This is a genomic window from Terrimonas sp. (assembly GCF_003075435.1).
Taxonomy (GTDB): Bacteria; Bacteroidota; Bacteroidia; order Chitinophagales; family Chitinophagaceae; genus Agriterribacter.
This window is the reverse complement of sequence record NZ_QCZJ01000013.1, coordinates 98,775-122,795: the sequence shown is the minus strand read 5'-3', so window position 1 is coordinate 122,795 and position 24,021 is coordinate 98,775. Positions and strand designations below refer to the sequence as shown.

The 24,021-nt window shown below is 38.8% G+C and carries 22 protein-coding genes; 7 read left to right on the top strand and 15 right to left on the bottom strand.

What is annotated here, in order from left to right; genetic code table 11:
• Positions 1-35: 35 nt before the first annotated feature.
• The 4 genes from DC498_RS15155 to DC498_RS15140 form a co-directional block, all read right to left on the bottom strand.
• On the bottom strand, positions 36-1,130 hold the full coding sequence (locus DC498_RS15155; protein WP_116875015.1) for a DUF695 domain-containing protein: 1,095 nt from the start codon (positions 1,128-1,130) through the stop codon (positions 36-38).
• Positions 1,131-1,202: 72 nt separating this feature from the next.
• Positions 1,203-2,615, bottom strand: a complete 1,413-nt coding sequence (locus tag DC498_RS15150) for a glycoside hydrolase family 125 protein (RefSeq protein WP_116875014.1) — start codon at positions 2,613-2,615, stop codon at positions 1,203-1,205.
• Between the two features lie 31 nt (positions 2,616-2,646).
• On the bottom strand, positions 2,647-3,351 hold the full coding sequence (locus DC498_RS15145) for a DUF4197 domain-containing protein (RefSeq protein WP_116875049.1): 705 nt from the start codon (positions 3,349-3,351) through the stop codon (positions 2,647-2,649).
• Between the two features lie 38 nt (positions 3,352-3,389).
• A complete protein-coding gene (locus tag DC498_RS15140) occupies positions 3,390-4,691 on the bottom strand; it encodes a pyridoxal phosphate-dependent aminotransferase (RefSeq protein WP_116875048.1) in 1,302 nt (433 codons plus the stop codon).
• Positions 4,692-4,742: 51 nt separating this feature from the next.
• On the opposite strand from DC498_RS15140, the gene DC498_RS15135 reads away from it, so the two are divergent.
• Together DC498_RS15135 and DC498_RS15130 are read left to right on the top strand one after the other, a co-directional pair.
• Complete coding sequence (locus DC498_RS15135) at positions 4,743-5,198, top strand: MarR family winged helix-turn-helix transcriptional regulator (protein ID WP_116875013.1); 456 nt, start codon at positions 4,743-4,745, stop codon at positions 5,196-5,198.
• A gap of 30 nt (positions 5,199-5,228) precedes the next feature.
• A complete protein-coding gene (locus tag DC498_RS15130) occupies positions 5,229-6,794 on the top strand; it encodes a glycoside hydrolase family 10 protein (protein WP_116875012.1) in 1,566 nt (521 codons plus the stop codon).
• Between the two features lie 4 nt (positions 6,795-6,798).
• On the opposite strand, the gene DC498_RS15125 is transcribed toward DC498_RS15130, so the two are convergent.
• On the bottom strand, positions 6,799-7,566 hold the full coding sequence (locus DC498_RS15125; protein ID WP_116875011.1) for a response regulator: 768 nt from the start codon (positions 7,564-7,566) through the stop codon (positions 6,799-6,801).
• 327 nt (positions 7,567-7,893) lie between these two features.
• Between DC498_RS15125 and rpoN the strand changes: the two genes are divergently transcribed.
• Both rpoN and DC498_RS15115 read left to right on the top strand, forming a co-directional pair.
• A complete protein-coding gene (gene rpoN / locus DC498_RS15120; protein WP_116875010.1) occupies positions 7,894-9,378 on the top strand; it encodes an RNA polymerase factor sigma-54 in 1,485 nt (494 codons plus the stop codon).
• Positions 9,375-10,037, top strand: a complete 663-nt coding sequence (locus DC498_RS15115; RefSeq protein ID WP_116875009.1) for a hypothetical protein — start codon at positions 9,375-9,377, stop codon at positions 10,035-10,037. The genes rpoN and DC498_RS15115 overlap by 4 nt, the downstream gene beginning before the upstream one ends.
• 57 nt (positions 10,038-10,094) lie before the next feature.
• Here DC498_RS15115 and DC498_RS15110 read toward each other — a convergent pair whose 3' ends face one another.
• The 7 genes from DC498_RS15110 to DC498_RS15080 all read right to left on the bottom strand — a co-directional run bounded on the left by DC498_RS15110 (position 10,095) and on the right by DC498_RS15080 (position 18,430).
• Entirely contained in the window at positions 10,095-10,847 is a 753-nt protein-coding gene (locus tag DC498_RS15110; RefSeq protein WP_116875008.1) for a murein L,D-transpeptidase catalytic domain family protein, read from the bottom strand.
• Between the two features lie 240 nt (positions 10,848-11,087).
• Positions 11,088-13,310: an FUSC family membrane protein gene (locus DC498_RS15105; protein WP_116875007.1), complete on the bottom strand. Its 2,223-nt coding sequence runs from the start codon at positions 13,308-13,310 to the stop codon at positions 11,088-11,090.
• Between the two features lie 167 nt (positions 13,311-13,477).
• Positions 13,478-14,335 carry a DUF6089 family protein gene (locus tag DC498_RS15100; RefSeq protein WP_116875006.1) on the bottom strand — a complete coding sequence of 286 codons (858 nt, stop codon included), beginning with the start codon at positions 14,333-14,335 and terminating at the stop codon, positions 13,478-13,480.
• Between the two features lie 134 nt (positions 14,336-14,469).
• Positions 14,470-15,345, bottom strand: coding sequence for an NAD kinase (locus DC498_RS15095; RefSeq protein ID WP_116875005.1), 876 nt, complete (start codon positions 15,343-15,345; stop codon positions 14,470-14,472).
• A 93-nt stretch (positions 15,346-15,438) separates the two neighbouring features.
• A complete protein-coding gene (locus DC498_RS15090; RefSeq protein WP_165813856.1) occupies positions 15,439-16,842 on the bottom strand; it encodes a POTRA domain-containing protein in 1,404 nt (467 codons plus the stop codon).
• 120 nt (positions 16,843-16,962) lie between these two features.
• A complete protein-coding gene (locus DC498_RS15085) occupies positions 16,963-17,622 on the bottom strand; it encodes a CBS domain-containing protein (protein WP_116875003.1) in 660 nt (219 codons plus the stop codon).
• Positions 17,623-17,650: 28 nt separating this feature from the next.
• A complete protein-coding gene (locus DC498_RS15080) occupies positions 17,651-18,430 on the bottom strand; it encodes an alpha/beta fold hydrolase (RefSeq protein WP_116875002.1) in 780 nt (259 codons plus the stop codon).
• Between the two features lie 184 nt (positions 18,431-18,614).
• On the opposite strand from DC498_RS15080, the gene DC498_RS15075 reads away from it, so the two are divergent.
• From DC498_RS15075 to DC498_RS15065, 3 genes are all read left to right on the top strand, one after another.
• Positions 18,615-19,604, top strand: coding sequence for an aldo/keto reductase (locus tag DC498_RS15075; protein WP_116875001.1), 990 nt, complete (start codon positions 18,615-18,617; stop codon positions 19,602-19,604).
• Positions 19,605-19,960: 356 nt separating this feature from the next.
• Entirely contained in the window at positions 19,961-21,379 is a 1,419-nt protein-coding gene (locus tag DC498_RS15070; protein WP_116875000.1) for a sensor histidine kinase, read from the top strand.
• Positions 21,372-22,061 (top strand): response regulator transcription factor, encoded by a 690-nt coding sequence (locus tag DC498_RS15065; RefSeq protein WP_116874999.1) that lies wholly within the window; start codon positions 21,372-21,374, stop codon positions 22,059-22,061. The genes DC498_RS15070 and DC498_RS15065 overlap by 8 nt, the downstream gene beginning before the upstream one ends.
• 38 nt (positions 22,062-22,099) lie before the next feature.
• On the opposite strand, the gene DC498_RS15060 is transcribed toward DC498_RS15065, so the two are convergent.
• The 3 genes from DC498_RS15060 to ruvB all read right to left on the bottom strand — a co-directional run bounded on the left by DC498_RS15060 (position 22,100) and on the right by ruvB (position 24,007).
• Entirely contained in the window at positions 22,100-22,387 is a 288-nt protein-coding gene (locus DC498_RS15060) for a hypothetical protein (protein WP_116874998.1), read from the bottom strand.
• A gap of 12 nt (positions 22,388-22,399) precedes the next feature.
• On the bottom strand, positions 22,400-22,882 hold the full coding sequence (locus DC498_RS15055; RefSeq protein ID WP_116874997.1) for a response regulator: 483 nt from the start codon (positions 22,880-22,882) through the stop codon (positions 22,400-22,402).
• A gap of 102 nt (positions 22,883-22,984) precedes the next feature.
• Positions 22,985-24,007 carry a Holliday junction branch migration DNA helicase RuvB gene (ruvB, locus tag DC498_RS15050; RefSeq protein WP_116874996.1) on the bottom strand — a complete coding sequence of 341 codons (1,023 nt, stop codon included), beginning with the start codon at positions 24,005-24,007 and terminating at the stop codon, positions 22,985-22,987.
• Between the last annotated feature and the right edge of the window lie 14 nt (positions 24,008-24,021).

Below are 24,021 nucleotides of genomic sequence, written 5' to 3'. Positions count from 1 at the left end.
AGTTCTTTAACAATCAGGACTTAAGCTTTCAATAATTAATGTGTCTCAAACCGCTCAAAAGAACGCCAGTATTTATCTTTGTAGATATCGAATGTTATTGCAAAGTTTTTTTCAAATTGTTTTTGTACTTTATATAACAGCTTTGATGGCTTCCGGAAATCTTTACAGGCAAAATAAATTTCTCTTTCATTTTTTGCTGTTTGCCTTCCAATATTAAGATAGCCGTCTTTGTCTGCTAATTCTTTCATGATAGTATCCTCAAGTTCATTTAGCTTTTCGTAGTCCTTGTCATCCGGCATTCCATTATGCCTGCTGCCATCATATTGGATTGTTATAACAGCAATCCATGGATGCGATGCCTTATTACTCCAGGAAAGAAGTTGAGTATTAATTACAGCAATCAACATATAACCGCTTTCCAGTTTGGCCTCTAAAATTGAGAGCTCATCATCATTCGTATCATATCGAATGCCATCATATTTTTCAATAAATTCTTTTTGTCTCCAGTTTAAAAAATCTTTAAGCTTCTCAATAGGAATAAGTTCTTTTTCAGCCTTAGCCGGGTTAACCACCTCTATATTATCAATGTTATTTGCAAAATCAAGTTCACCCAAATAATTATCAAGAAAAATATAAATCCCGTTGGTGATTTGTTCCTTATTGATATCGTTCAATTCACTATGGACAATAGCAATATCAACTTCATCTGGATAACCGGGTAAATCGTTTGAATAAAAGAATAAATTCTCGCTGTTAAATGTATAGCCCGACATATTTATATTAACATTCCGGGTATCAAGCGATGGTTTAAGTGCTGTGAACTTCCATCCATTCATCCTGGGTGCGTGATCCACTAACTCTTCAACAAATACAATATTTTTAATGTTACCGTCAGCAGTGAAAATTAATTCAACGGTATCATCATCATACATGCCGGTTAAGTAAAAATACCCTTCCCGCAGTTCTGAAAGTTTGGGGGATATTTTATTGAAAAAGCCTTTTTCAATATTCTTTTGATGTTTTACAACAGCATGAAAATTACTTTCCTGCTTTTGAAACCAGTTCCAGAAATCGGTATAGTTCCTGATCAGCTCATCTTTTTTAGCAAAAATATTTTTTAGTAAGCTCATAGGTTTTGCTTTACATTATCCTATATTTCTTAAATATCAGTATCTACGTTTTGAAGATAATTTCTTTCTTAATCATCTCAGCAGATAAGGCTTTTCTCTATAGGTTTTCAACACAAACTCTCCGAACAATGTATTTGCCCAGGCAAACCATTTACGGGTGAATTTTGAAGCGTCATCTTTATTGAAGCTCTCATGCATAAACCCTGTACCGGCATGTGTTTTTTGGAGTATTGAAAGACATTCTTTTATTTCAGCATCACTATTGCTGGTAAGCCCGCGGATGGTAACACCTATAGGCCAGATATTATCTACCAGTGTATGCGGACTGCCTACACCTTCGCCTGCCAAGCCTTTGAAAAAATAAGGATTACCATCACTCAATACAAAGCGACGGGTATTCTGGTATACAGGATCACTTGATTTTAACTGGCTGAAATAAGGCAGGGCTAACAAACTGGGTACGTTACTATCATCCATAAATAAATGATTGCCGAAACCATCAACTTCATAGGCATATATCTTACCAAAGGTTGAATGTGCAGCAACAGCATACTGCTGCAGTGCTTTTTCCACCTCATCAGCAAAAGCACTGCATTCCTTTGCAAATGTTTCATCCTTTACTATAGCCCTGTTCATTTCAGCCAATTGCCGCAGCGATGCAACTGCGAAAAAATTGGCAGGAACAAGGAATGGAAATATAGTAGCATCATCTGAAGGACGGAAAACAGACACAATCAAACCAACCGGCTTTACAGGATTACCATAACCATTGCCCGGTACTGTATCTGTAGACCACGATGTAGTTCTGCCAAAAGTATATGGGCCTTTATCTTTTTTGCGCTGCTGCTCCCTGAATGTTTTTACAATGAGCTGCATAGCTTGTTTCCATCTCTCATCAAATGGTGAACTGTCACCCGTAATTTTCCAGTAATGATATGCAAGCCTTACCGGGTAACATAATGAATCAATCTCCCATTTTCTCTCATGCAGTTCCGGCTTCATTGCGGTATGATCTTTATCCCACTCACTGCCGGTAGGACCATCATTAAAAGCATTGGCATACGGATCAATAATAATACAGGCATTCTGCCGGTTGATAACACCGGCTACCAGTTGTTGCAATGCCTTATCTTCCTTTATCAATGAAATATATGGCCATACCTGCGCGGTGCTGTCGCGCAACCACATGGCATGAATATCACCGGTAATTACAAAAGTATCAGGCTTATCATCTATGGTTTTATGTACAACAGTTGTATCAAGCGTATTGGGAAAACAATTTTCAAACAGCCAGGCGATTTCTTTATTGCCAATATTCTTTTTTACTTCGGCAATCGTTTTTTCAACAGCTGCGCTCCTGAATTTTCTTTCTGATTCAGCTATTCGCACTACCGGAAAATCTGGTTTACCTGCATATAGTTTACCAGATGCTGCTATACCTGCTGCTGCAAGTGTGCTTTGTTGTATAAATTGTCTGCGTAGCATATTACTAAATATATACCCCGCAGCATTATTACTATCCAAAAACTTTCTTAAGCAATTCAGTAACCCTTGCGGCGGGATCTTTTCTGATTTTTTGTTCTTCCAAACTTACTTCATAAAAAATACCGCTCAAAGATTTTTCTGTTACATAACCAGACAAATCGGGATTTATAGGCCTGGCAGTAAATTTATTGTATGCTGAAAATACATCGCTCCAGTATTTTGTAGCGTTGGTTTTAGCCAATGCTTTTTCAATTACAGGTTTAAATGCATTGGTAAGCGGAGCAGTAGTTTTGCTTTTAAAATAATCAGTAGCCGCATAGTCATCGCCTTTTAAAATACCCAGGGCATCAGTTATTGTCATTTCTTTTATGGCATTTACAAAAATCGGGGTAGCTTCTTTAGAAGCCTCTTCGGCTGCCCTGTTCATAGAAAGAATAGCTTTATCCACCAAACTTCCCAAACCAATATTGCGTAAGGTACTTTCTACTTTCACAGCTTCTTCGGGTAATAATATTTTGATAGCTGCATTACTAAAAAAGCCATCAACTGCCGACAAACGGCCTGTACTGTTTTGTGTACCTATACTCAACGCTTCTTTTAAGCCGGAAGCAATTTCAGTTGAGCTTAATGCTCCACTTCCTGTATTCATTGAGCCCAGCACCTGTTGCGCTGTTTCACAGCCGGTAAAAAACAGCAATATACAGGCAGGCAATAAAAATCTCACAAGTTGTTTCATAGTATATTGTTTTATCATAGTTTGTGAGAAGCTGAAATTTATTTCAACTTCTTTAATGCATTACTCAACGCCTGGAGCATGCTGTTTATTTCCTCTTTTTTACAGGTTCCTACACTAAGGCGGTACCAGCTTGAGTTTTTAGGTGCACCAAATGCATAAAAAGGAACAACAGCCAATCCGGCTTCGTTCAATAAATAATCTGTAACATCTTTTTGTTCATGCAGCCTGGTTCCATTTTCAGCCATTTTACCCACTGCATTTACCTGTATAGTAAGATAAATTGCTGCCTGTGGCGCTATGGCATCTACCGGCAATCCTTCTTTCTTCAGTTGCATAAACCCTTCATAAATCTTTTCTAACCTGAAAGATACCTCCGATTTGAAATGCTGCAAATATTTATCCATGGCTTCTTTCTGTAATAAAAATTTTGCTACGGCTTTCTGCTCTGCCATAGGCGCCCATGCACCTATATGCGATAATATCGCTTTCATCTTATTAATAATCTTTGCAGGCCCCATAGCCCAGCCTACCCTTACCCCTGTAGCCGCAAAGCATTTACTGATAGCATCTACATATACTGTATATGCTTTCATCTCGGCTCGTAATGAAACAGGGTCATAATGTTTGATATCTCCGTAAGTAAGCTGCCAGTACATCTGGTCAAACAGCACATATAATTTTTTTTGACCTGCGGTTCGTTGCTTATTCTCCTCCAGTACCATATCGCATATCTCTTCCAGTGTTTCTTTCTGAAAGGTAGTGCCAGTAGGGTTTTGCGGGGAACATAACGCAAGGATTACCGCGTTCTGCAAATGCGGCTTAATGTCTTTTGCAGATGGCATAAAATGGTTTTCAGCAGTTGCCTGAACTTCACAATGAACGCCTTCTACAAAATGTGTATAGTGATTATTATTCCACGAAGGCACGGCATAAATTATCTTATCGCCCTTATCTGCAACAGTTCTGAAAAAACCATAAATAAGTGGCCTGCCGCCGGATGCTACAAGAATTTCGTCTGGCGCATACAACAACCCTTCTTTTTCCTTTAAAAATGCAGCTATAGATTCACGCAGATCAGCATTGCCCTCCGCTGCAGGATAATTGGTAAAATGATGTTTATACGCTTCAATAATTTCATTTTCCAACACCGGTGGTATGGAGAAAATAGCAGGATCAAAATCTCCAATAGTAAAGTTATAGATCTTGTTTCCCTGTTTTATTTTTTCCTTTATTTCTCCACTCAGCTTAATAATCTCTGAGCCAATCAACGTTTCTGCCAGGTTTGATAATGAATCACCTGTATTTACCTTATCCTGCTGGCTTTGTGTAGTATGTTGCATAACACGCAAAATTACCCTTAAAAAATTTATTTTTGCGGTAAACATCCGCTAATGTCTTTAGAGAAGGATATTAAACAGGCTAAATTCAGGAATGAACACCACAAGGGTGCAATCAATTTGATTTACACTTACAACTGGATGATGGAGCGCCAGAAGGCTTTTTTTGACATAGAAAATATCACTCCCCAGCAATTTAATATTCTCCGTATACTGCGTGGCTCATTTCCCCAGCCTATTTCAACATTGCAGATAAGGGAAAGAATGCTTGATAAAATGAGCGATACCAGCCGTATTGTTGACCGGCTGGTTTTAAAAGGCCTCGCTGATAAGAAAACTTCAATTACCGACAAAAGGTTGGTAGACATTTCTATAACCGAGCATGGAAAAGAAGTTCTTGAAAGATTAGACCAAAAGCATGATAAAATGGACGCCATTCTTGAAAACCTTTCTGAAGAAGATGCTACATTATTAAACGCCCTGCTTGATAAAATAAGAGATAAGGGTTGACCGTTTCCAGTATTTCCTTTTCTTTACAGTATGAAGAACCTTTATCTTATTGCAATATCGCTGCTGGCATTTCTTTCTCCTTGCTTTGGACAGCATCCCAAGTATGAATTTCGTGCCGCATGGATAGCTACAGTAGACAATATTGATTGGCCCAGCCGGGGAAATTATAATTCGGAAGGACAAAAAGTTGAATTTATCCGCTTGCTTGATATGCTGAAGGATCTTGGAATGAACGCGGTCATCATGCAAATCCGGCCTGCCGCTGATGCTTTTTACCCTTCGCCGTATGAACCCTGGAGTGAATGGCTTACCGGCAAACAGGGCAGAGCACCAAACCCTTATTACGATCCACTGCAGTTCATGATTGAGGAAACACATAAGCGCGGTATGGAATTTCATGCGTGGTGTAATCCTTACAGGGCAGAATTTTCGATTGGTAAATCATCTGTATCACCAACGCATATCACCAGGGTACATCCCCAGTGGTTTTTGGCATATGGAGGCAAAAGATATTTTGATCCCGGTAATAAAGAAGCCCAGGATTTTGTAGTAAAAGTAATTCGGGATATTGTAAACAGGTATGATGTGGATGCACTGCATTTTGATGATTATTTTTATCCTTACCGCATGCCCGGAAAGGAATTTCCCGACAACAGGACTTTTGCTTTATATGGCAATGGCGCCGACAGAGATACCTGGCGCAGGGCTAATGTAGATTCTATTATCACAAAGCTGAGCCGCGCAATTAAAGAAGAAAAACCGTTTTGCAGATTTGGCATCAGCCCGTTTGGTGTATGGAGGAATAAATCTGTAGATAGCCTGGGCAGTGATACCAGGGCAGGGCAAACCAATTATGACGACCTGTACGCAGACATATTATTATGGCTGAGAGAAGGCTATATAGACTATGTTGTACCTCAACTATACTGGGAACACGGGCATAAAGCAGCTCCGTATGAAGTATTGGTAGACTGGTGGAGCAGGAATACCTATAATAAACAATGCTATATCGGACTGGGTATTTATAAAGGAGGATCAAACACCAGGTGGCGCGACAAAACAATCATTCCGCTGCAAATTGAAGATTCGCGTAAATATCCTACTATACAGGGGCAGGTTTATTTTAGCACCCGTTCATTTTTGAGTAACCCCAACGGCTGGAACGACAGTTTAAAACAGCACTACTACAAATACCCTGCACTACTGCCGCCAATGCCATGGATTGATAGTATAAAACCCCTGCCACCGGTAATTGCTGATATAAACGTTGACAGCAATACAGCTACGCAGCAGATACAAATCAAACTCGCTGATATTGAGCAGAAAAAAATTATCAGAAAATTTGCCGTATATACTTTTCCTACCCTGGAAAATATCGACATTTCAACCTTACCGCCAACTGTTATAATTGCAGACAGGAAAGATGCTGCTGAATACCGGTTACTTTTATCTTCCCTGCTTCAGCAAAAAGATTTAAAAAAGGAATTTTACATAGGACTTACCGCCGTTGATACAAATAACCAGGAAAGTGAGCTCGGTATACTGCAAAAAATACAATGGTCGGATGAGCGGAAACGATGGGAGGTTGTTAAATAATAAGTCAGATATTTTCCTGGAGTTTCAATTGTGCTACAACTTTTGTAAGTACAGATTCCAGCATTGCAATCAGGTATCCCAACTCTTCAATATCTTTTTCCTGCCCGGCCAATACTTCTATCTGCCTGATGATGGTTTTTAAAGATGTGATCTCCAGTGTATCAATATTTGGTTTAATACTATGAGCTGCTGCATGTATTTCTATAAAGTTCTTCTCCTTAAGAGCGGTTTTTAAAGCATATATTGATACGGAGGCCTGGTTTATAAACGCCTGGAGCATTGTGCGCATCAGTTCCGTATTTCCCTGGGTTACAACGTTCAGCGTATTTAAATTAAATAAACCTTCTTCCAGGGGAGGCGAAACGGGCTGATCCGCTTTTTTGCTTTCAGCAATATGACGCACATAAGAAATCTTCTCTACCAGGTTTTTTTCTGTATATGGTTTTGATATAAAGGCATTCATTCCTGCCTCAAGGCACCTGTTCTCTTCATCATTTATAATGTTGGCAGTAATAGCAATGATAGGCACATCCAGCTTAAGTTCTTTCCTGATATACTTTGTAGTATCCAGCCCATTCATAACAGGCAAATGGAGGTCCATCAAAATAATGTCAAAAGGTTTTTGCCGCAAAAGTTCAATAGCCTCTTTACCATTTCCTGCTTCGGTAATGTTAGCACCCGTTCTGCTTAAAATAGCAGAAGCAAGCAAAGTATTCATCTCGTTATCCTCTACCAAAAGCACTGAGATATTTCTTAATGGCTTATCACACATAATAAACTGATGTAGAAGTGATTGATTATTAACGGATGAGCCACAAATTTAGTGTTACAGTCTTTACCCTCATTTATAAAACCGTTTTGTTTTCCACATGTGGAAAAAATAAATTTTTCAATAAAAAGAGAATGAAACCATTTATTACAAACAATTGGTTTTCAATAATTAAAATTAAAAAAAATAAATAAACCGTGTTAAATAAAACACAAAGAGGAAAATTGTTTTAGTGTATAGTTAATTTGTAAGTAATTTGCGGCCTGATTTTTGCTATGAAGCGCCATTTTTTATTAACTTCCATAATCAAATGACTTTTAATTAATCTCTATGGCCCTGAGTCAGAGTCTTCAACAAAAACTTCTTCAAAAATTATCGCCGCAGCAAATTCAATTGATGAAGTTGCTCCAGGTTCCTACGGCCAATTTAGAAGAAAGAATAAAAGAAGAAATGGAGGAGAATCCGGCTCTCGAAACAGCAGATGAAACACATGACGAAAGCGATACAGAAATAGCGGATGAATTTGAAAGCGGTGAAGATGAGGATTTTGAAAGCGAAGGCAGCGAGGATGAGTATGATAATATTGACATCAGCGACTATGTAAGCGACGAAGATGATATAGCTGATTACAAGCTAAAGGATGATAACTACCCGGAGATGGATGAGAAGCAGACCATCCCTTTCAAAATAGAGAGCACATTTCATGAGTTTCTTTTAGATCAGCTTACTATGCTTACGCTTGATGAAAAGCAACGAAAAATAGCAGAGCAGATAGTAGGCAGTATTGATGATGATGGTTATTTGAGACGCGATTATGGCGCAATAGCCGATGACCTTGCTTTCAGGCAAAATATTGCTGCTACCGAAGAAGAGATTGCAGACCTGGTAAAGCAAATACAGCAATTTGATCCGCCGGGAATATGTGCAAGAGACTTAAAAGAATGTTTATTACTGCAATTGGAAAGAAAACGCGAAGAGGGAAATGAAGTTGCCATGACCATCAATATTCTGTCTGATTATTTTGATGAGTTTACTAAGAAACATTACGATAAAATTCAGCGGGGATTAAACCTCACTGATGAAGATCTGAAGGCGGCTATTAACCAGATCATCCGCCTCAACCCCAAACCTGGCGGTAATATTGGCGAGGTCAATAAAGCTGAAAGCTATATTATTCCTGACTTTTTTATCCACAATAATAACAATACACTTGAGCTTACCCTTAATTCAAAAAACGCCCCCGACTTACGAATAAGCGAGGGTTATAAAGACATGCTGAGGGATTATGATAAGGGCAGCAAAAAAGATAAACGCCAGAAAGAAGCAGTACTATTTATCAAACAGAAAATAGATGCAGCCAAGTGGTTTATTGACGCGATAAAGCAACGCCAGCATACTTTATACACCACTATGCATTCCATAATGGAATACCAGCACGACTTCTTTTTAACAGGAGATGAAACGATGCTTAAACCTATGATTTTAAAAGATATTGCAGAACGAACAGGATTGGATATATCAACGGTAAGCCGTGTTGCAAACAGCAAATTTGTGCAAACAGAATTTGGAACATACCGGCTTAAATTCTTTTTCAGTGAATCGCTGAGCACAGAAAGTGGTGAAGAGGTATCTACAAGAGAAGTAAAAAAGATATTGAGCGATATGGTGGAAGGAGAAAGCAAAAAGAAACCATTGAGCGATGAAAGACTTACTGAGTTACTTCAGCAAAAAGGTTATAACATTGCAAGACGCACCGTAGCAAAATACCGCGAGCAGCTTAATATACCTGTTGCCCGGCTAAGAAAACAATTATGATGAGCTCTGTTTCTACTACCACTGCGGTGCATACATCGCCTGTTATTAAAGCATTAGCAAATTTCTTTTCCTGGATATTCCATCCTTTGTTTATCGGCCTGTATATGTGTTTGTATATTGTTTACCTGCAGCCGGATTATTTTATAGGGGTAAGCAAGATCACCAGGCTGCAAACGATATTGATCTATATAGTAAATAGTATTTTTTTTCCACTCATCTCCGTATTGCTATGTAAAGCCCTTGGCTTTATTGATTCTATTTATCTGAAAACCAGGAAAGACAGAATACTGCTCTATACTATTTGCATGATCTATTTTTTCTGGAACTTCTATGTATTCAAAAACAAAGGAGATATACCATCCGTGATGGCAATAATGACGCTTGGTATTTTTCTTGCCACTGCAATAGCTTTCATTGCCAACATTTATTTTAAAATCAGCATGCACACTACCGGCGCCGGGGGATTGATCGGCTTCTTTACGGTTCTTTTATATACATCCCCTGCTGTTGTAAGTATTCCGTTTGCATTTGCAGTACTTATTACAGGCATTATCTGCACCTCCCGTTTACTTGTATCTGATCATAATATGGCTGATATTATTGGAGGACTTGTTACAGGATTCATCAGCCAGTGGATAGCTGCTTGGTTTCTCGGATAAAAAAAGCCCGCTATCCATAGGATACGGGCATCAACCTTAACCATTCTTACATTCACCTTAACCGTTTAGAACCGTAGAAAGTTTGAAATATTTTTTATCGGGTGAATATATGAAAAGGCATGACCCGTCTTTAATTACATCAATAATAGCCGCGTTTTCTTCCATAGGAATGGCAGGGCATCCGAAACTCCGTCCCAATATACCTCTTGCCGCCAGAAACTGAGGATTTGCATATTCAGCACCATGCATTACAATAGCTCTCCGGTAAGCTCTGTCGTTAATATTTCTTTCCACTCCCTGCAAACGCAGAGAGTACCCGTTCTCACCCCTGTATGTTGACGCTGTAACATAAAACCCGAGACTGCTTTTATTTGAAGATGGCACATTCGAAAAACTACGGGCATATTCTCCCCCGGAATTTCTGCCATGCGCTACCAGCGTATTAAACAGCAACACTTCGTTCTTCAAATCAATTACATACAATCTTTTGTTTTTAGAAGATTTTGAAAAATCCACGATAGTAAGGATGCTGTCTTTATTCAATCGCCCTTTCATCATCAGTTTACTGAAACCTTCCATAGCTATTTCCAGCACCTTTTTTTGCAAGCCGGATGCATCCAAGCCTGCACTGTCGTACAACCTGTTGAGGAAAGATTGTTTTGCTTCAATATTAATGTCAGCGGGTAAATAATATGTAATACCGGGAAGAGCCGGAGATATAGCATTTGTTTTGAGTGTACTTGCTACAAAAACAGGAAATGCGGATAGCAATAAATATGCTATGTGTTTACGGGTAATACGGATTTTCATGGATATCTTTTTTCTAAGCCTGAATTTAAACGGCATACGCTTTTAGATATTGTTAACAATAAAAGCACTCAATCAGCAGGCAATTTCTCAAGTGGTTTAAAATCAACTCTTTTTCAGGTAGCCACACAATATAGCGGGTATTAACCGGCCAAGGTTTTGATATAGATTAACAGAAACCTATTTTGGTGTTTTTTAAATTATCTGAATGCGTTTTCTTAGCAAAATCCATACCTTGTTTTACTAAATTATCAATTTTTTGAGAACATTAATAATGTCCGAAATAATGGTTTGTATGAGTTCAAACTGATCGGATATTGCTTTAAATCCTGAAAATTGCTTACGTGTATCACTTTCCTGCATACCACTTTGGAGTTCTTCTACTCTTTTATTACGAAGATTTTGAATAATATCTCTTACTCTTGCAAAACCCTGTTCGTTGAGCACAGGCAGGTCGCTTTTTTTGTGCTGCGATAAAGCTAAAGCATACTGCATTTGCAGCTCTATTGATTGAGCTACCGATTTAAAAGCATCAGACCGGTATCTCAAAGCAAGCGATTTGGCGTAAGTAGCCAGGGAAGCAATATGAGAAGTAAGCATATGATTACTTACTACCAACTGGTGCAATAATTCCGGGTGTTTATTTCTGCCTGAAGGCTCTGATAACAAACGCTGAAACGCGTCTGATAAATTTGCCAAAGCAACATACGCTTCTTTTCTGGTGATCTTATATTCATTTATATCCAGCGAATTTGCATAAAATGCTTTGGCCACAGTAGTAAAATATTTTGTATTGGCTTCCATAAGCCGCGCAATATATTCATCTACCTGCTCACGCTCCCATTTGGGTAAAATAAAAAACGCACCAATAAAAGAAATAGCCGAGCCTATCGCCGTATCAATAATCCGATCTGTAGAAACACTTCTGAAATCTACTGGATGCAAAAAGTGAAACGACAATAAAACATACAGCGTAATACCAATTACACTGATGAAATATTTAATCTGCAAAAAACTGTAACCTACAATCATTGAAACAATGGTTCCTATAAATAATATATAAGTTTCGGTTACATAATTCAGGATTAAAAACCCGATAAACACACCTACAATTGTTCCGAGAAGCCTTTCAACATTTCTGCTTTTGCTAAGGCTGTATGCAGGCTTTAAAATGGTAACAATGGTAAGCAATATCCAATAGCTATGCCCAAAGGGAAATAACTGTGAAATGGCATACCCTGCAAAAATGCATATACTTACCCTGACCGAATGCCTGAAAATATTTGATTGCAGCGACAGATTTTCCTTAAGCAATTTGGGATCCAGTTCCTGCGTAGAAACAAATTTTTCAACATCCACAACATCTGGTTTTACTTCTTTGCTTACCTTACTGCTATATGTGCTATACCTACGCAAACGTTTAATACGTTCTGCTATGTCCTTTATTGAATTAAGCACATGCCGCAGGCTGATAAACCCTTCCAGGTTTTCAGGTGATATATGACTTTCCCTGTAAGCAACAAAATAGTCTTCTGTTTCTGTTATCAGTTCGCTAAGCCTTTCATTACCCTTAGGAGGAAAGCCGCTTTGAATCACCAGTCCTAACTTATCTAATTCAACAGCAGTTTCAACAATAAGCAATCTGAATTTTTCCAGGATATCTCCTTCTTTAAAATAGGAGCGTAAAGCGTTGTAATTTTGCTGCGTTGTCATTACCTGTTCAAAGAGGTCCACAGAATCAAGAAACATCATCAACAGTATTCTTCCTTTTGTAGTTGATTCACGCGTAAATCCTCTTGCCTTAAATAATAGCTCACGCAATTGTTCCTGCTGGTTATGTATGTTTATCTGAAGCGGAAGAATTTCTTTATAAATCTCATCAGGATCAGTATTAAAGCTATACATTTTCGATTTCACCTGTAAGTATTCCGCAGTTTCAATTATACATTCGCCAAGCGCCTGCTGAATAAGAAGGTAAGGGCGCAAAGAATATAGCACCAGGCTCATTAACATATACCACATGCCCCCTGCAAGCATAAACAGCGCATCCTGCCAAACCCTGTCCTGCGAATGATGTACATCAATGTTCAGCACGATAACTATAATTGCTATTAAACCTATTGAGCTGGCCCGCGCTCCGTAAATACCAATAAAAGAAAGGAAAAAACCGAGCAATGTAAGCTCTATAGCAAGCAGCCAGGGATAATAGCGGGTAAATCCTATAATGATGGCTACTACAAAATTTAAAATATTACTCACCAGCATACCATTGCGCCTGTGATGTATGGGGCCCGGAGAATCGGTAAGGCTAACCATTAAAGCGCCGAGCGGCATGGCAATACCTATCGACAATAAATCATAATGATATAGAATAAGTGCCGGCAAAATTGCACCCGCGGTAATGCGCACGCCCTTAGTAAGATACTGACCAGTGATGAATTTTGTAAATTCATTTATATAATTCATGTAGAAATAGGTCCTGTTTACAGCAAAGCTATCCTATAATATGGATTTATCATTTGCGGGATGGTAAAAGGCAGATGGAGGAAGGTATAAGGTCAGAGGCAGGAAGTATACGGTGCAACATACCAAACTTTTGTTCCCTGCCTTATACAATATTACAAGGTCAGCATTTAATATTTTGCCGTAGGACATTTATAAGAAGTAAGCGTTAAAGCCAGCCCTACTTCAGCAATAATATATGCATCACGCTGGCCGCTAAATCCTCTCTGGCGTCCTTTGGTTCCGATGCGTACTCCATCCCCTGTTTCATAAGAACGATCCTGTAATAAATACCATGCGGTAGCAGTACCGTCGGGCATTGTTTGTGCATATGCATCCGGTGCATAGGTAGTACTTATATCATCAAGATAATCTGTGGTAGTAAAACGATAAGCAACTTCAAATGAGAAATTCAGGTTAGGATTAATGCTGTATTTAACTCCCATTCCCAAAGGCATACAAAAAGCCACAGCACTGTATGGCTTGCGATTGGGGTATAAAGAAGAGCCTTGTCCTTCGGTACCTATATTTCTTAAATAAAACTTGGTTCCTCCAAGATATGCGTATGGATCATAATTAAACGCGCCGATACCCAATGTAACATAGGGCGTGAATCTTAAATAAGGATCGCCTGGAACAAACCGCATGAAATTAAAATCTCCCTGCAGGGTTGCTTCCCATATATTAGAATTAAAGCTGAGGTTCCTTCTTTTCTGAAATTCATTATTGCTGTAAATATCAGAATAACCGAGCTGCGCGTAATGTAATCCTAACCGCAAAGCGATATACTCGCTGAACTGTTTGCGAAAAAAAACACCAACAGCAGGTTTAGGCCTGTTAATTCCTACATTAGTATTTAAATCTCCAAAATAGTGTGCTGCTCCAACAGTCACGCCAATTTCTCCTTCCTGTTTCACTCCGTCAACTACCTGTGCTCTGGAAGCTGAGAAGATAATCACTAATAAAAAAGACACGGATAACTTCTTCATCAAACATTAATTTACTTTAAGTAAAACTGCTTCGATATATGGAGGTTTGAGGATAAATGATTGTTGTGCAAAATACGTGATTACCGTGGAAACTCCATAAGATATCCGTCGATTTTAATTAAATCTTAATATGTCTAATTCCTCTTATCCAGGCCCCAGGAGAGTTTGTTGCGGAGCGTTTGCAGGAAACTGTTTTCATTCAGGCGGATAAGGCTAAGCGAAAAGGCTTCCTTTTTAATAGCAATCTGAGTATCCTTACTTACAATTTCGCGCCTGGAATCTAATGCGCATATAAATTGATCGGTTCTGCCTTCTACCTCAAAAGAAACAATATTGTTGTCTGGAATTATGATGGGCCGCACATTAAGGTTATGCGGAGCCACAGGAGTAATTACAAAACTTGCGGATTCAGGAAATACCACCGGTCCATTGCAGCTTAATGAATATCCGGTTGATCCTGTTGGTGTTGCTACTATCAGCCCGTCTGCCCAATAGGTATTTAAAAACTCCCCGTTAAGATAGGTATGAATTTTTATCATCGATGAGGTATCCTTTTTATGAATAGCAAATTCATTCAGCCCATAGGGCGTGTCTCCAAAAAGCGGAATATTGGCATCAAGATGAATCAAACTTCTCTTATCAATGAGGTAAGTTCTGTTTGCAAGAGAAGTAACCGCATCCCGCAGCTCATGTTTGCCTATAGTAGCCAAAAAACCCAGTCGTCCAAAATTAATACCCAGCACAGGTATATTTGAATCGCGTATAAACGTGAGCGTATCCAGCATGGTTCCATCTCCTCCCATACTTAGCAAGCACTCAAAACTATCGTCAAGTTCAGATGCGTCGGTAAAGGTATTATGCTGATCTGCTGAAGTAATATCTTTTATCTGCTCAAAAAAATCACGATAGATAACAAAAGTGATTTTCTGCTTTTCCAGTTCTTTGAATAGCAGCAAAACATCATCCTTATTAACACTTTCACCACCCCTGCTGTATATTGCGATTTTCATGTAAATAAAATTTGCTTAAAAGATTTATGGCTGAGACCGCTCCAAAATTAAACATCAATTTTAATAACAGCTACCCGTTTATTTTATCCTGAATTACAACCCAAGTCCTGCCTGGAAAAAGAGTCCGCGCTGGCCTAATTGATTAAAGCTGTACTCCAGCGAAATAGTAGCATCATATATACTCCAGATATCCAAACCACCGCCACCGGTATATAATAACCTGTTGTTTAGAACATTGGATGGGGGCGGTGTTTTATTATATACATATCCGGCATCGCCATACACTTTCAGGTAAAATTTAAAAGGTATGGTACCATACAGCCTCGATTTTAAGCCCGTGCGCAACTTGGGCGTCCATATCTCCCGCCTGAAAGTAGCTTTGGTTACGCCTGCCACTGACCCGTCTACTACATAATTTTCAAGTCCTCTTAAAAAATTATCTCCGTAGCCAAGTAATTGCTGGTTATAATATGGTTGATCAAAAGGTAACTTCACAACAGCATTTCCCTGCAAGGCAAAATAATATTTCGGCGCAACTTCCCAGTATTTTCCTCCTTTTGCATTAAACTCCCACAGGTTCATGTTTTTGTTAAGCCCTCTCTTTAAAAGAGATACTTCCCATTGGTGTCCTTTAAGCGGATAAGGAATATAATTTACGTTGATGGACTGATACTGATAAAACAGTTCAGGGAACCGGGCGGTTTTCTTCCCGCCATCAAAATAGCGCGGATTTCTTTCAAAAAGAGAATCATTGATCTTAACCACATTATAGCTTATCCTGGCTACATGCCGTTTTATATACCCTGTTCTGAAACTATACCCAACGCCTACTCGAAAACGGCTTGTTATAAATTCATGAGGATCTTTATAAAATGCCTGCTTATCCTCTTTTGTAGCGTAGTTCAGTTCTTTATTGGCTGAATATAAAAAGTCAAAACTGATACCCTGCTTCAGAGATTTATCAAAATATGGAGCTGTATAATTCATTACTACCTGCCTTGAATAACCGGAAATCAACCAGATATTCAGCTTATCATTTCTGCCACTTACATTATATCCAATCAGTTTAATGCCATAGTTTACACGGCTTAAGCTGGCATCGTATTCCTTAATCCATACATTAAAGTTGCGGTCAATAGGTTTCAGGTAAGGCACCGGAAAATAATACCAGCGTTCTTTTACATCTACCAGTATATCAAGCGAGTCATTATTCCAGTTGGTAAAATCAACAGCCACATCAATAAAAAGCCCGGTGTTCATAAGGTTTTGCTTTGAAAGCGGGATATTTTTCAGGATATCGGAAATAGAATATTTCTCTCCCCTTTTTAGGGGTACCTCCCTGGCTATTATATAAGGTTTTGTGATTTTATTTCCTGTAGCAATAACATTGCGTATTGTTATAAAAGAATGTTGCAGCACTTCATCATCCTCGTGTGGCTTTTCCTCTAAATCCTGTGCTTTCAAATACTGAAGTGAACAGAGCAAAATCCCAAGCATCAACACATATTTGTTCGAGTACCTCATTAAAATCCTTGTGGATATACTTTTTATTGATAGGCTAAAGAATTAAAAATAGCACTATTAAACAAATTTCAGGCTCAGGAAACCTAAAAAGAATTATATGTTTAAATAATTCATGAGATGATCCAGGTTATTCTGCAATTCATTTTGATATAATTCCTCACCATTATAGTAACGGATATTATATTCATGCCTTTGAAGTGTGGCTACGATATCAGATATTTCGGTTTTATTGATGCGAATGGTAACAGTAAGCAGTTGAGTTGCTGTATCGAAATAGCTGTTAAGCTGTGTAATATAAGCATCATTCGATTCTATAAGCCGGTTCAGCTCTCCTGCAGAAAAATCATTTTTCTCCATTTCAAGCACTATAATTCCCCCCTGCTCATCAATACCGGAAAAAATACTCAGTTGCCTGAATAAATCATCTTCGCTTATCACTCCAAGTAATTCATATTGCTCTGCAATAACAGGCACAACAGATAAATGCATATCTCTTGCCCTTTTAACAGCCAATAGAAAGAAATCATTTTGCCTTACAAAAGGCTTTATAAAATCAGTATGAAGATGTTGAAGAAGGCTTTTTTCATCATTATCAAGTAATACTTCTTCACTTATCAAACCTAAATATTTTTCATCTGCTACAATAGGAAGATGCGAAACATGAAAATCATTCATTTCCTGCAATGCCTTTCCGGCAGTATCATCCAAATGCAAAAATGGAATGCTTTGCGATATGAGTTGCCCTGCAAACATAAATAAGCCTTTTTTCTACAGATGCAAATTACCGGGTAACCGCTGCAGGCTCTTTCAGTTTTGTGAGAAACTGATGCAAAATTTTGTTAAACTCTTCCGGTACCTCCATCATAGGTGCGTGACCGCATTTATCAATGAAATGCAGTTCGCTGTTTGGTATCAGTTTATTAAACTCTCTGCCAACAAACGGCGGTGTAATCGTATCATTGTTACCCCAAACCAATAAGGTTGGTTGTTTTATTTCATTCAGTTCTTCGCCAAGATTATTCCTGATGGCGCTTTTTGCAAGCGCAATGATTTTAATAACCTTAAGCCTGTTGCTGGTTATTTCAAATACTTCATCAACCAGCTCCTTGGTAGCCATTTTAGGATCGTAAAAAGTAAGTTCGGTTTTCTTGCGGATATACTCATAATCACCCCGCTTAGGGTAAGTATCTCCCATACCATTTTCAAACAAACCGGAGCTTCCGGTAAGTATTAATGATTTAATATTTTGGGGATGTTTAAGAATATGAAGCAATGCCACATGCCCGCCGAGAGAGTTTCCTAAAAGATGAACATTGGTATACCCTTTGTATTCAATAAATTTCTGAACAAATTTTTCAATACCGCCAACGGAAGTATGCAGTAAATCAAGCTCTAAAAGCGGCAATACAGGAACAACCACTTTATATTCTTTCTTGAAATATTCAATCAGGGGTTCAAAGTTGCTCAGGGCTCCAAACAAGCCATGCAGCAATATCAGGGTTTCTCCACTCCCTTCTTCAATATAGCGGAACTTATTTTCTTGTTTTATCTCGTAACTCATCCTTATTTACCTCAATTAATTGCTAAAGTAATTTTTTTGCTTCAATATACAGCACCGGAGGCTACAAAGAAAAGGAAAAAACTTCGAAATAATTGGTTATTGCAATTACCCCCGGTCTTCTTTCTATCGAATAAAGGGGTATTTTTGAGAATCTATTACTTTACTGATTAATAACTTTTTAACTATGGATTATCGCAGAATGGGCCGCACAGGCCTAGAACTTAGTGTGTTGTCATATGGTAGCTGGGTTACCTTTCACAAACAGGTTGATGATACACTTGCAGATGAACTGATGGGAATAGCTTATGACAGTGGTATTAATTTTTTTGATAATGCAGAAGTATATGCCCTGGGTGAAAGTGAAAAGCTGATGGGCAGGGTATTGAAAAGAAAAAACTGGGACAGGACATCGTATACCGTTTCTTCAAAAGCATATTTTGGATGGAGGGGAAAAAATAATAAACCCAATCAAACCGGACTGAGCCGTAAACACCTGGTAGAAGCCTGTAACGAAGCTTTACAACGCCTGCAACTCGATTACCTTGATCTGTTCTTCTGTCATCGCCCCGATACCAATGTGCCTATTGCAGAAGTGGTCTGGACGATGAATCATTTAATACAACAGGGTAAAATATTATATTGGGGCACCAGCCAATGGAGCGCCGCGGAAATTATGGAAGCTCACCGCGCAGCACAGGAGTACAAACTGATAGGACCTGCAATGGAGCAACCACAATATAATATGTTTGAGCGCTTCAAAATGGAACAGGATTATTTACCCGTTTTTCAGAATGCAGGCTTGGGCACAACTATATGGAGCCCGCTTGCAGCAGGATTTTTAACAGGCAAATATAATAACGGCATTCCCGAAGGATCACGCCTTGCCATTGAAGGCTTTGACTGGCTGAAAGAAAGATGGGTGCAGGATGAAAAAATCAAAAAAGTGAAGCAGCTTGCAGTACTTTCAAAAAATTTGAATGTGTCTCTTGCAAGCCTTGCCATTGCATGGACCATACATAACCCAAATGTAACCACAGCTATACTGGGCGCCACACGAAAAGAACAATTATCAGAAAATTTAAAAGCGCTGGAAGTAGTTAAAGTTCTTTCCCCGGATATAATAGAAGAGATTGAAAAAATCCTGCAAAACAAACCCCGGCTCGACCTGGCATAGTATATAATTAAAAACCGCTCCTTACAGGGAGCGGTAAACACACTTTATGGTGATCTAGGGATAGGCGATTATAAACCATCCAACTGATGCTTACCACGCTTTCTCTTATGGTAATGCTTTATCGGATAAAAGTCCGGCTGTTGAACAAACCTTTGGAACAAGCTGGAAAACAACCTATTAACAGCAAACGTCTTTTGTAATTTTAACAGGCGCATAGCAAATGTTTTTGATTGGATATTAGTAAAGATTGGAAAATAACGAATGGATCTCTGATTTATTATGCAAACCACCCAACCTTGTTAATTAAGGTTAAAGCATTTAATATTATTATTTACTTGCCTCTATTTTTGTAATTAATGAAGAAGACTTTCCTTACATCCCTGGGGTTAATGATTGCAGCAATAGTACTTATTACTGCATTCCAGGTTTACTGGTTGACCATGAAGGTAGATGAAGAGAAGAGAACCTTACGATTCCGCACAAACGCTTTATTCAGGGAATCTGTTTTTGAGCTGCAATCTTCAAAGCTGAAAATTGATAGCTCGGCAAAATGGATGATTGGCTATCCGCCAGGTGTGGCAAGATTTGCAGATGTAATCCGTAAGCGTATATCAGACTCCTTAATGCCGCTTTTGCCAGAAAATAAGAATTCAATTATTACACTTGAGCGGCCGCCCGGCACGCCGCCGCCGCCCGACTCAAGCCCCAGGATACCATACAGAGCGGGTGACAGGTATTTCGAAGTTTTGATGGGGATAGATTCCCTGCAGGATTCTTTACGCATTCATGATATACAAGCAGTATTTACTAAAAACCTGTCCAGGGAACAGATTAATGTTCCTTTTTCTATTATTAAAACAGATGGAGATGGTTTTAAACGCGATGAACCGGGAAGAAGAGAATGGAATAAAGTCGTTATCGGGCTTTCTCACCCAATCACCTATACCCTGCAGTTAGGAAATGATGTTAATTATATTTTCCGTCAATTACTGCCGCAGATACTCTTCTCCGTTTTTTTATTAACGCTTACGATTTTTGCATTTATATTCCTCTACAGAAGTCTTAAGACGCAGCATAGATTAACAGACATTAAAAATGACTTTATCAGCAATATAACCCACGAGCTTAAAACACCTATTGCTACGGTTAGCGTAGCTGTTGAAGCCATCAAAAATTTTGATGTGCTGAAGCAACCCGAAAAAACAAAAGAATACCTCGGCATTGCCGGCAATGAGTTAAACAGGCTTTCTCTTCTTGTAGATAAAGTACTGAAATTATCTATGTTTGAGAAGCAGCAGGTTGACCTGCAATACGAACAGTTTGATATAAAGCAACTGGTACAGGAAGTATTAACCTCCATGAGCCTCCAGTTTGAAAAGGCCCAGGCAGTAGTAAACTTTAATTATTCAGGAGATCATTTTATTATATCGGCCGATCATTTACATTTAACAAGTGTTATTTACAACCTGCTGGATAATGCTTTAAAGTACAGCAAAAAGAAGCCGGTAATTGATGTAACAGTTCAATCTGATGGAAAAGAATGTATATTGAGTGTGAAAGATGATGGTGTGGGAGTACCGGTTGAGTATAAGGATAAAATTTTTGAAAAATTTTTCAGGGTGCCTGCAGGTAATAAACACAATGTAAAAGGATATGGATTGGGGTTGAGCTATGTTGCACATATAGTGCAGCAACATAGAGGTACCATTCGTATACAAAGTCAGCCAAACAAAGGAAGCGAGTTTATAGTAACAATACCCGTTGCCAATGCCTAAAGTAAAAATACTTTACGTAGAAGATGAAATGTTTCTTGCCAAGATAGTTAAAGAAAGTCTTGAAAGCAGGGATTATGAAGTATTGCTTGAAATGGATGGCGGCGAGGCTGTGCAGCAATTCATTGCTGCAACTCCTGATATTTGCATACTTGATATTATGCTGCCCAATAAGGACGGCTTTACCATAGCTGAAGAAATACGACGGATTAATACTGCCATACCCATTATTTTTTTAACGGCAAAAACACAAACAGCTGATCTTGTTAAAGGGTTTAATCTTGGTGGCAACGACTATATCCGCAAGCCATTCAGCATGGAGGAGTTAATAGTGCGTATTGAGAACGCGCTGCGTAATAAAGAAAACAATAATGCAGCGGATACGCCTAAAAACGAGATCAATATTGGCAACTTTTCTTTTAACCCACATCGTCAAACCTTATCCGATGGTGATGAAAGAAAACTTTCATTCCGCGAAAGTGAGTTACTCCGCCTACTGTATGAAAACAGGGAACGTGTAATTGACCGCAGGGATATACTCAATGTTTTGTGGGGGAGCGATTCTTTTTTCAATTCAAGAACACTGGATGTATATATTACCAAATTGAGAGGATATTTAAAAAACGACCCTGCCTTACAGATCATTACTGTCAAAGGAATCGGCTACAGGTTTGTGATGGAATAAAAACAAATAGCGCTCCAACGAATTGAAGCGCCGCAGCTTTAAACGGGTTGGATCGACTGCTTAATTTCAGCTTTACTATTGTATACTTTCAAAAACCACATTATTGTAAAGCTTGGAATAAAATCAAGTCCGGGGAAAAGTTCTTCAACAAAATTCAACACTCCTCCAACAGCTCCTTTCCATCCTCCAAAAAGTTTATAAAATATCAGCGCAGATACAGGCGCCCAGATGATATCTCCAAATTCTCCTAAAATTGGTAACGCATAACTCGCATAACCCAGGAGGTCGAGTAAAATACATACTAACAAAGAAGGATTTTTTTTCATTCGCTTTTAATTTCAATAATATGACGAATATTTTCTCAAAAAGTTGCAAGTCGAAAAAGCCTGCCCGTGGAGGTATTGTTTCAGCTTAAATTCTATTTCAGCAAGGCGAAAAGGTTTTGAAATTACCTGGTCAATACCTGCATCTCTATACATTTTCCGCTCTTCATTAGTTGAATGCACGGTAATAGCAATTACAGGAATACTACGAAAAGGCTCTTCCATTTTCCTTAGCGCCAGTACGGCATCATACCCATTTACAACCGGCATTTCTATATCCATAAAAACAATTGCCGGGTTGCTGAGCGTTATCTTTTCCAAAGCTTCGCTGCCATTGCCTGCCTCTATTACATCATATCCTAAATCTTTAAGCAATTCTGAAATAAGCAGTAAAGTATCAGGATCATGTTCAACAACCATTACTGTTGGAGAAATATTTTTTTTATGAATGTCAGCATATTTCCCAGGTCTGTGTCCGGAGGCAAGAAAATTATCCATTGGCAAACTATAAAAAGGTACGGCTACATGCCTTCATTAAAGATAACGCAATACTGTCAGTAACAGCTATTTTTATGCCGGATACCAATATGTTATTAAATATCAAAACAATGTATCCTGCCGCGGAAAATTTTTACCAAGATGTTCATAAGCTTTTTGAGTAGCCTCTCTGCCGCGTGTTGTTCTCATTATGAAGCCTTCCTGTATTAAAAAAGGTTCATATACTTCTTCTAAAGTGCCCTGCTCTTCGCCAACAGCGGTAGCAATAGTATTTATCCCCACAGGGCCGCCTTTAAACTTTTCTATGATGGTGGAGAGTATTTTATTATCCATTTCATCAAGTCCGTGCTCATCTACATTCAGCGCTTTCAATGCATGAATAGTAATACCTGTATCAATTTTCCCGTCATTCAACACCTGTGCAAAGTCTCTCACCCTGCGCAATAAGCCATTTGCAATACGGGGTGTACCACGGCTTCTGCGCGAAATTTCTGCGGCAGCCTTTGCGTCAATATCTGCATGCAAAATTTTTGCTGAACGTATAATTATTCCCTTCAGCGTTTCAGCTGTATAATATTCAAGCCGTGATTTAATGGCAAACCTGGAGAGCAAAGGAGCTGTTAGCAAACCACTTCTGGTTGTTGCACCCACCAATGTAAACGGATTAAGATTAATTTGTATACTTCTTGTATTGGGCCCGGTATCTATCATTATATCTATCCTGCTATCTTCCATTGCAGAATATAAATATTCCTCCACAACAGTACTCAACCGGTGTATCTCATCAATAAACAATACATCATTGGTTTGCAAACTTGTTAATAGTCCCGCAAGATCTGCCGGCTTTTCAATTACAGGCCCTGAAGTTTCTTTGATATTCACCCCAAGCTCATGCGCAACAATACGGCTTAAGGTAGTTTTGCCTAAGCCCGGAGGCCCGTGAAAAAGAATATGGTCAAGTGATTCACCCCGTATTTTAGCGGCTTTAATAAATATCCTGAGGTTTTCTATTACTTTTTCCTGCCCGCTGAAATCAGCTATCTCCCCGGGGCGGATATTGTTTTCAAAATCTTTTTCCGTGGTACTAAGCGAACTTTTGTCAGCATTAAGATTTGGATTCTGCATATAATTGTTTGCTC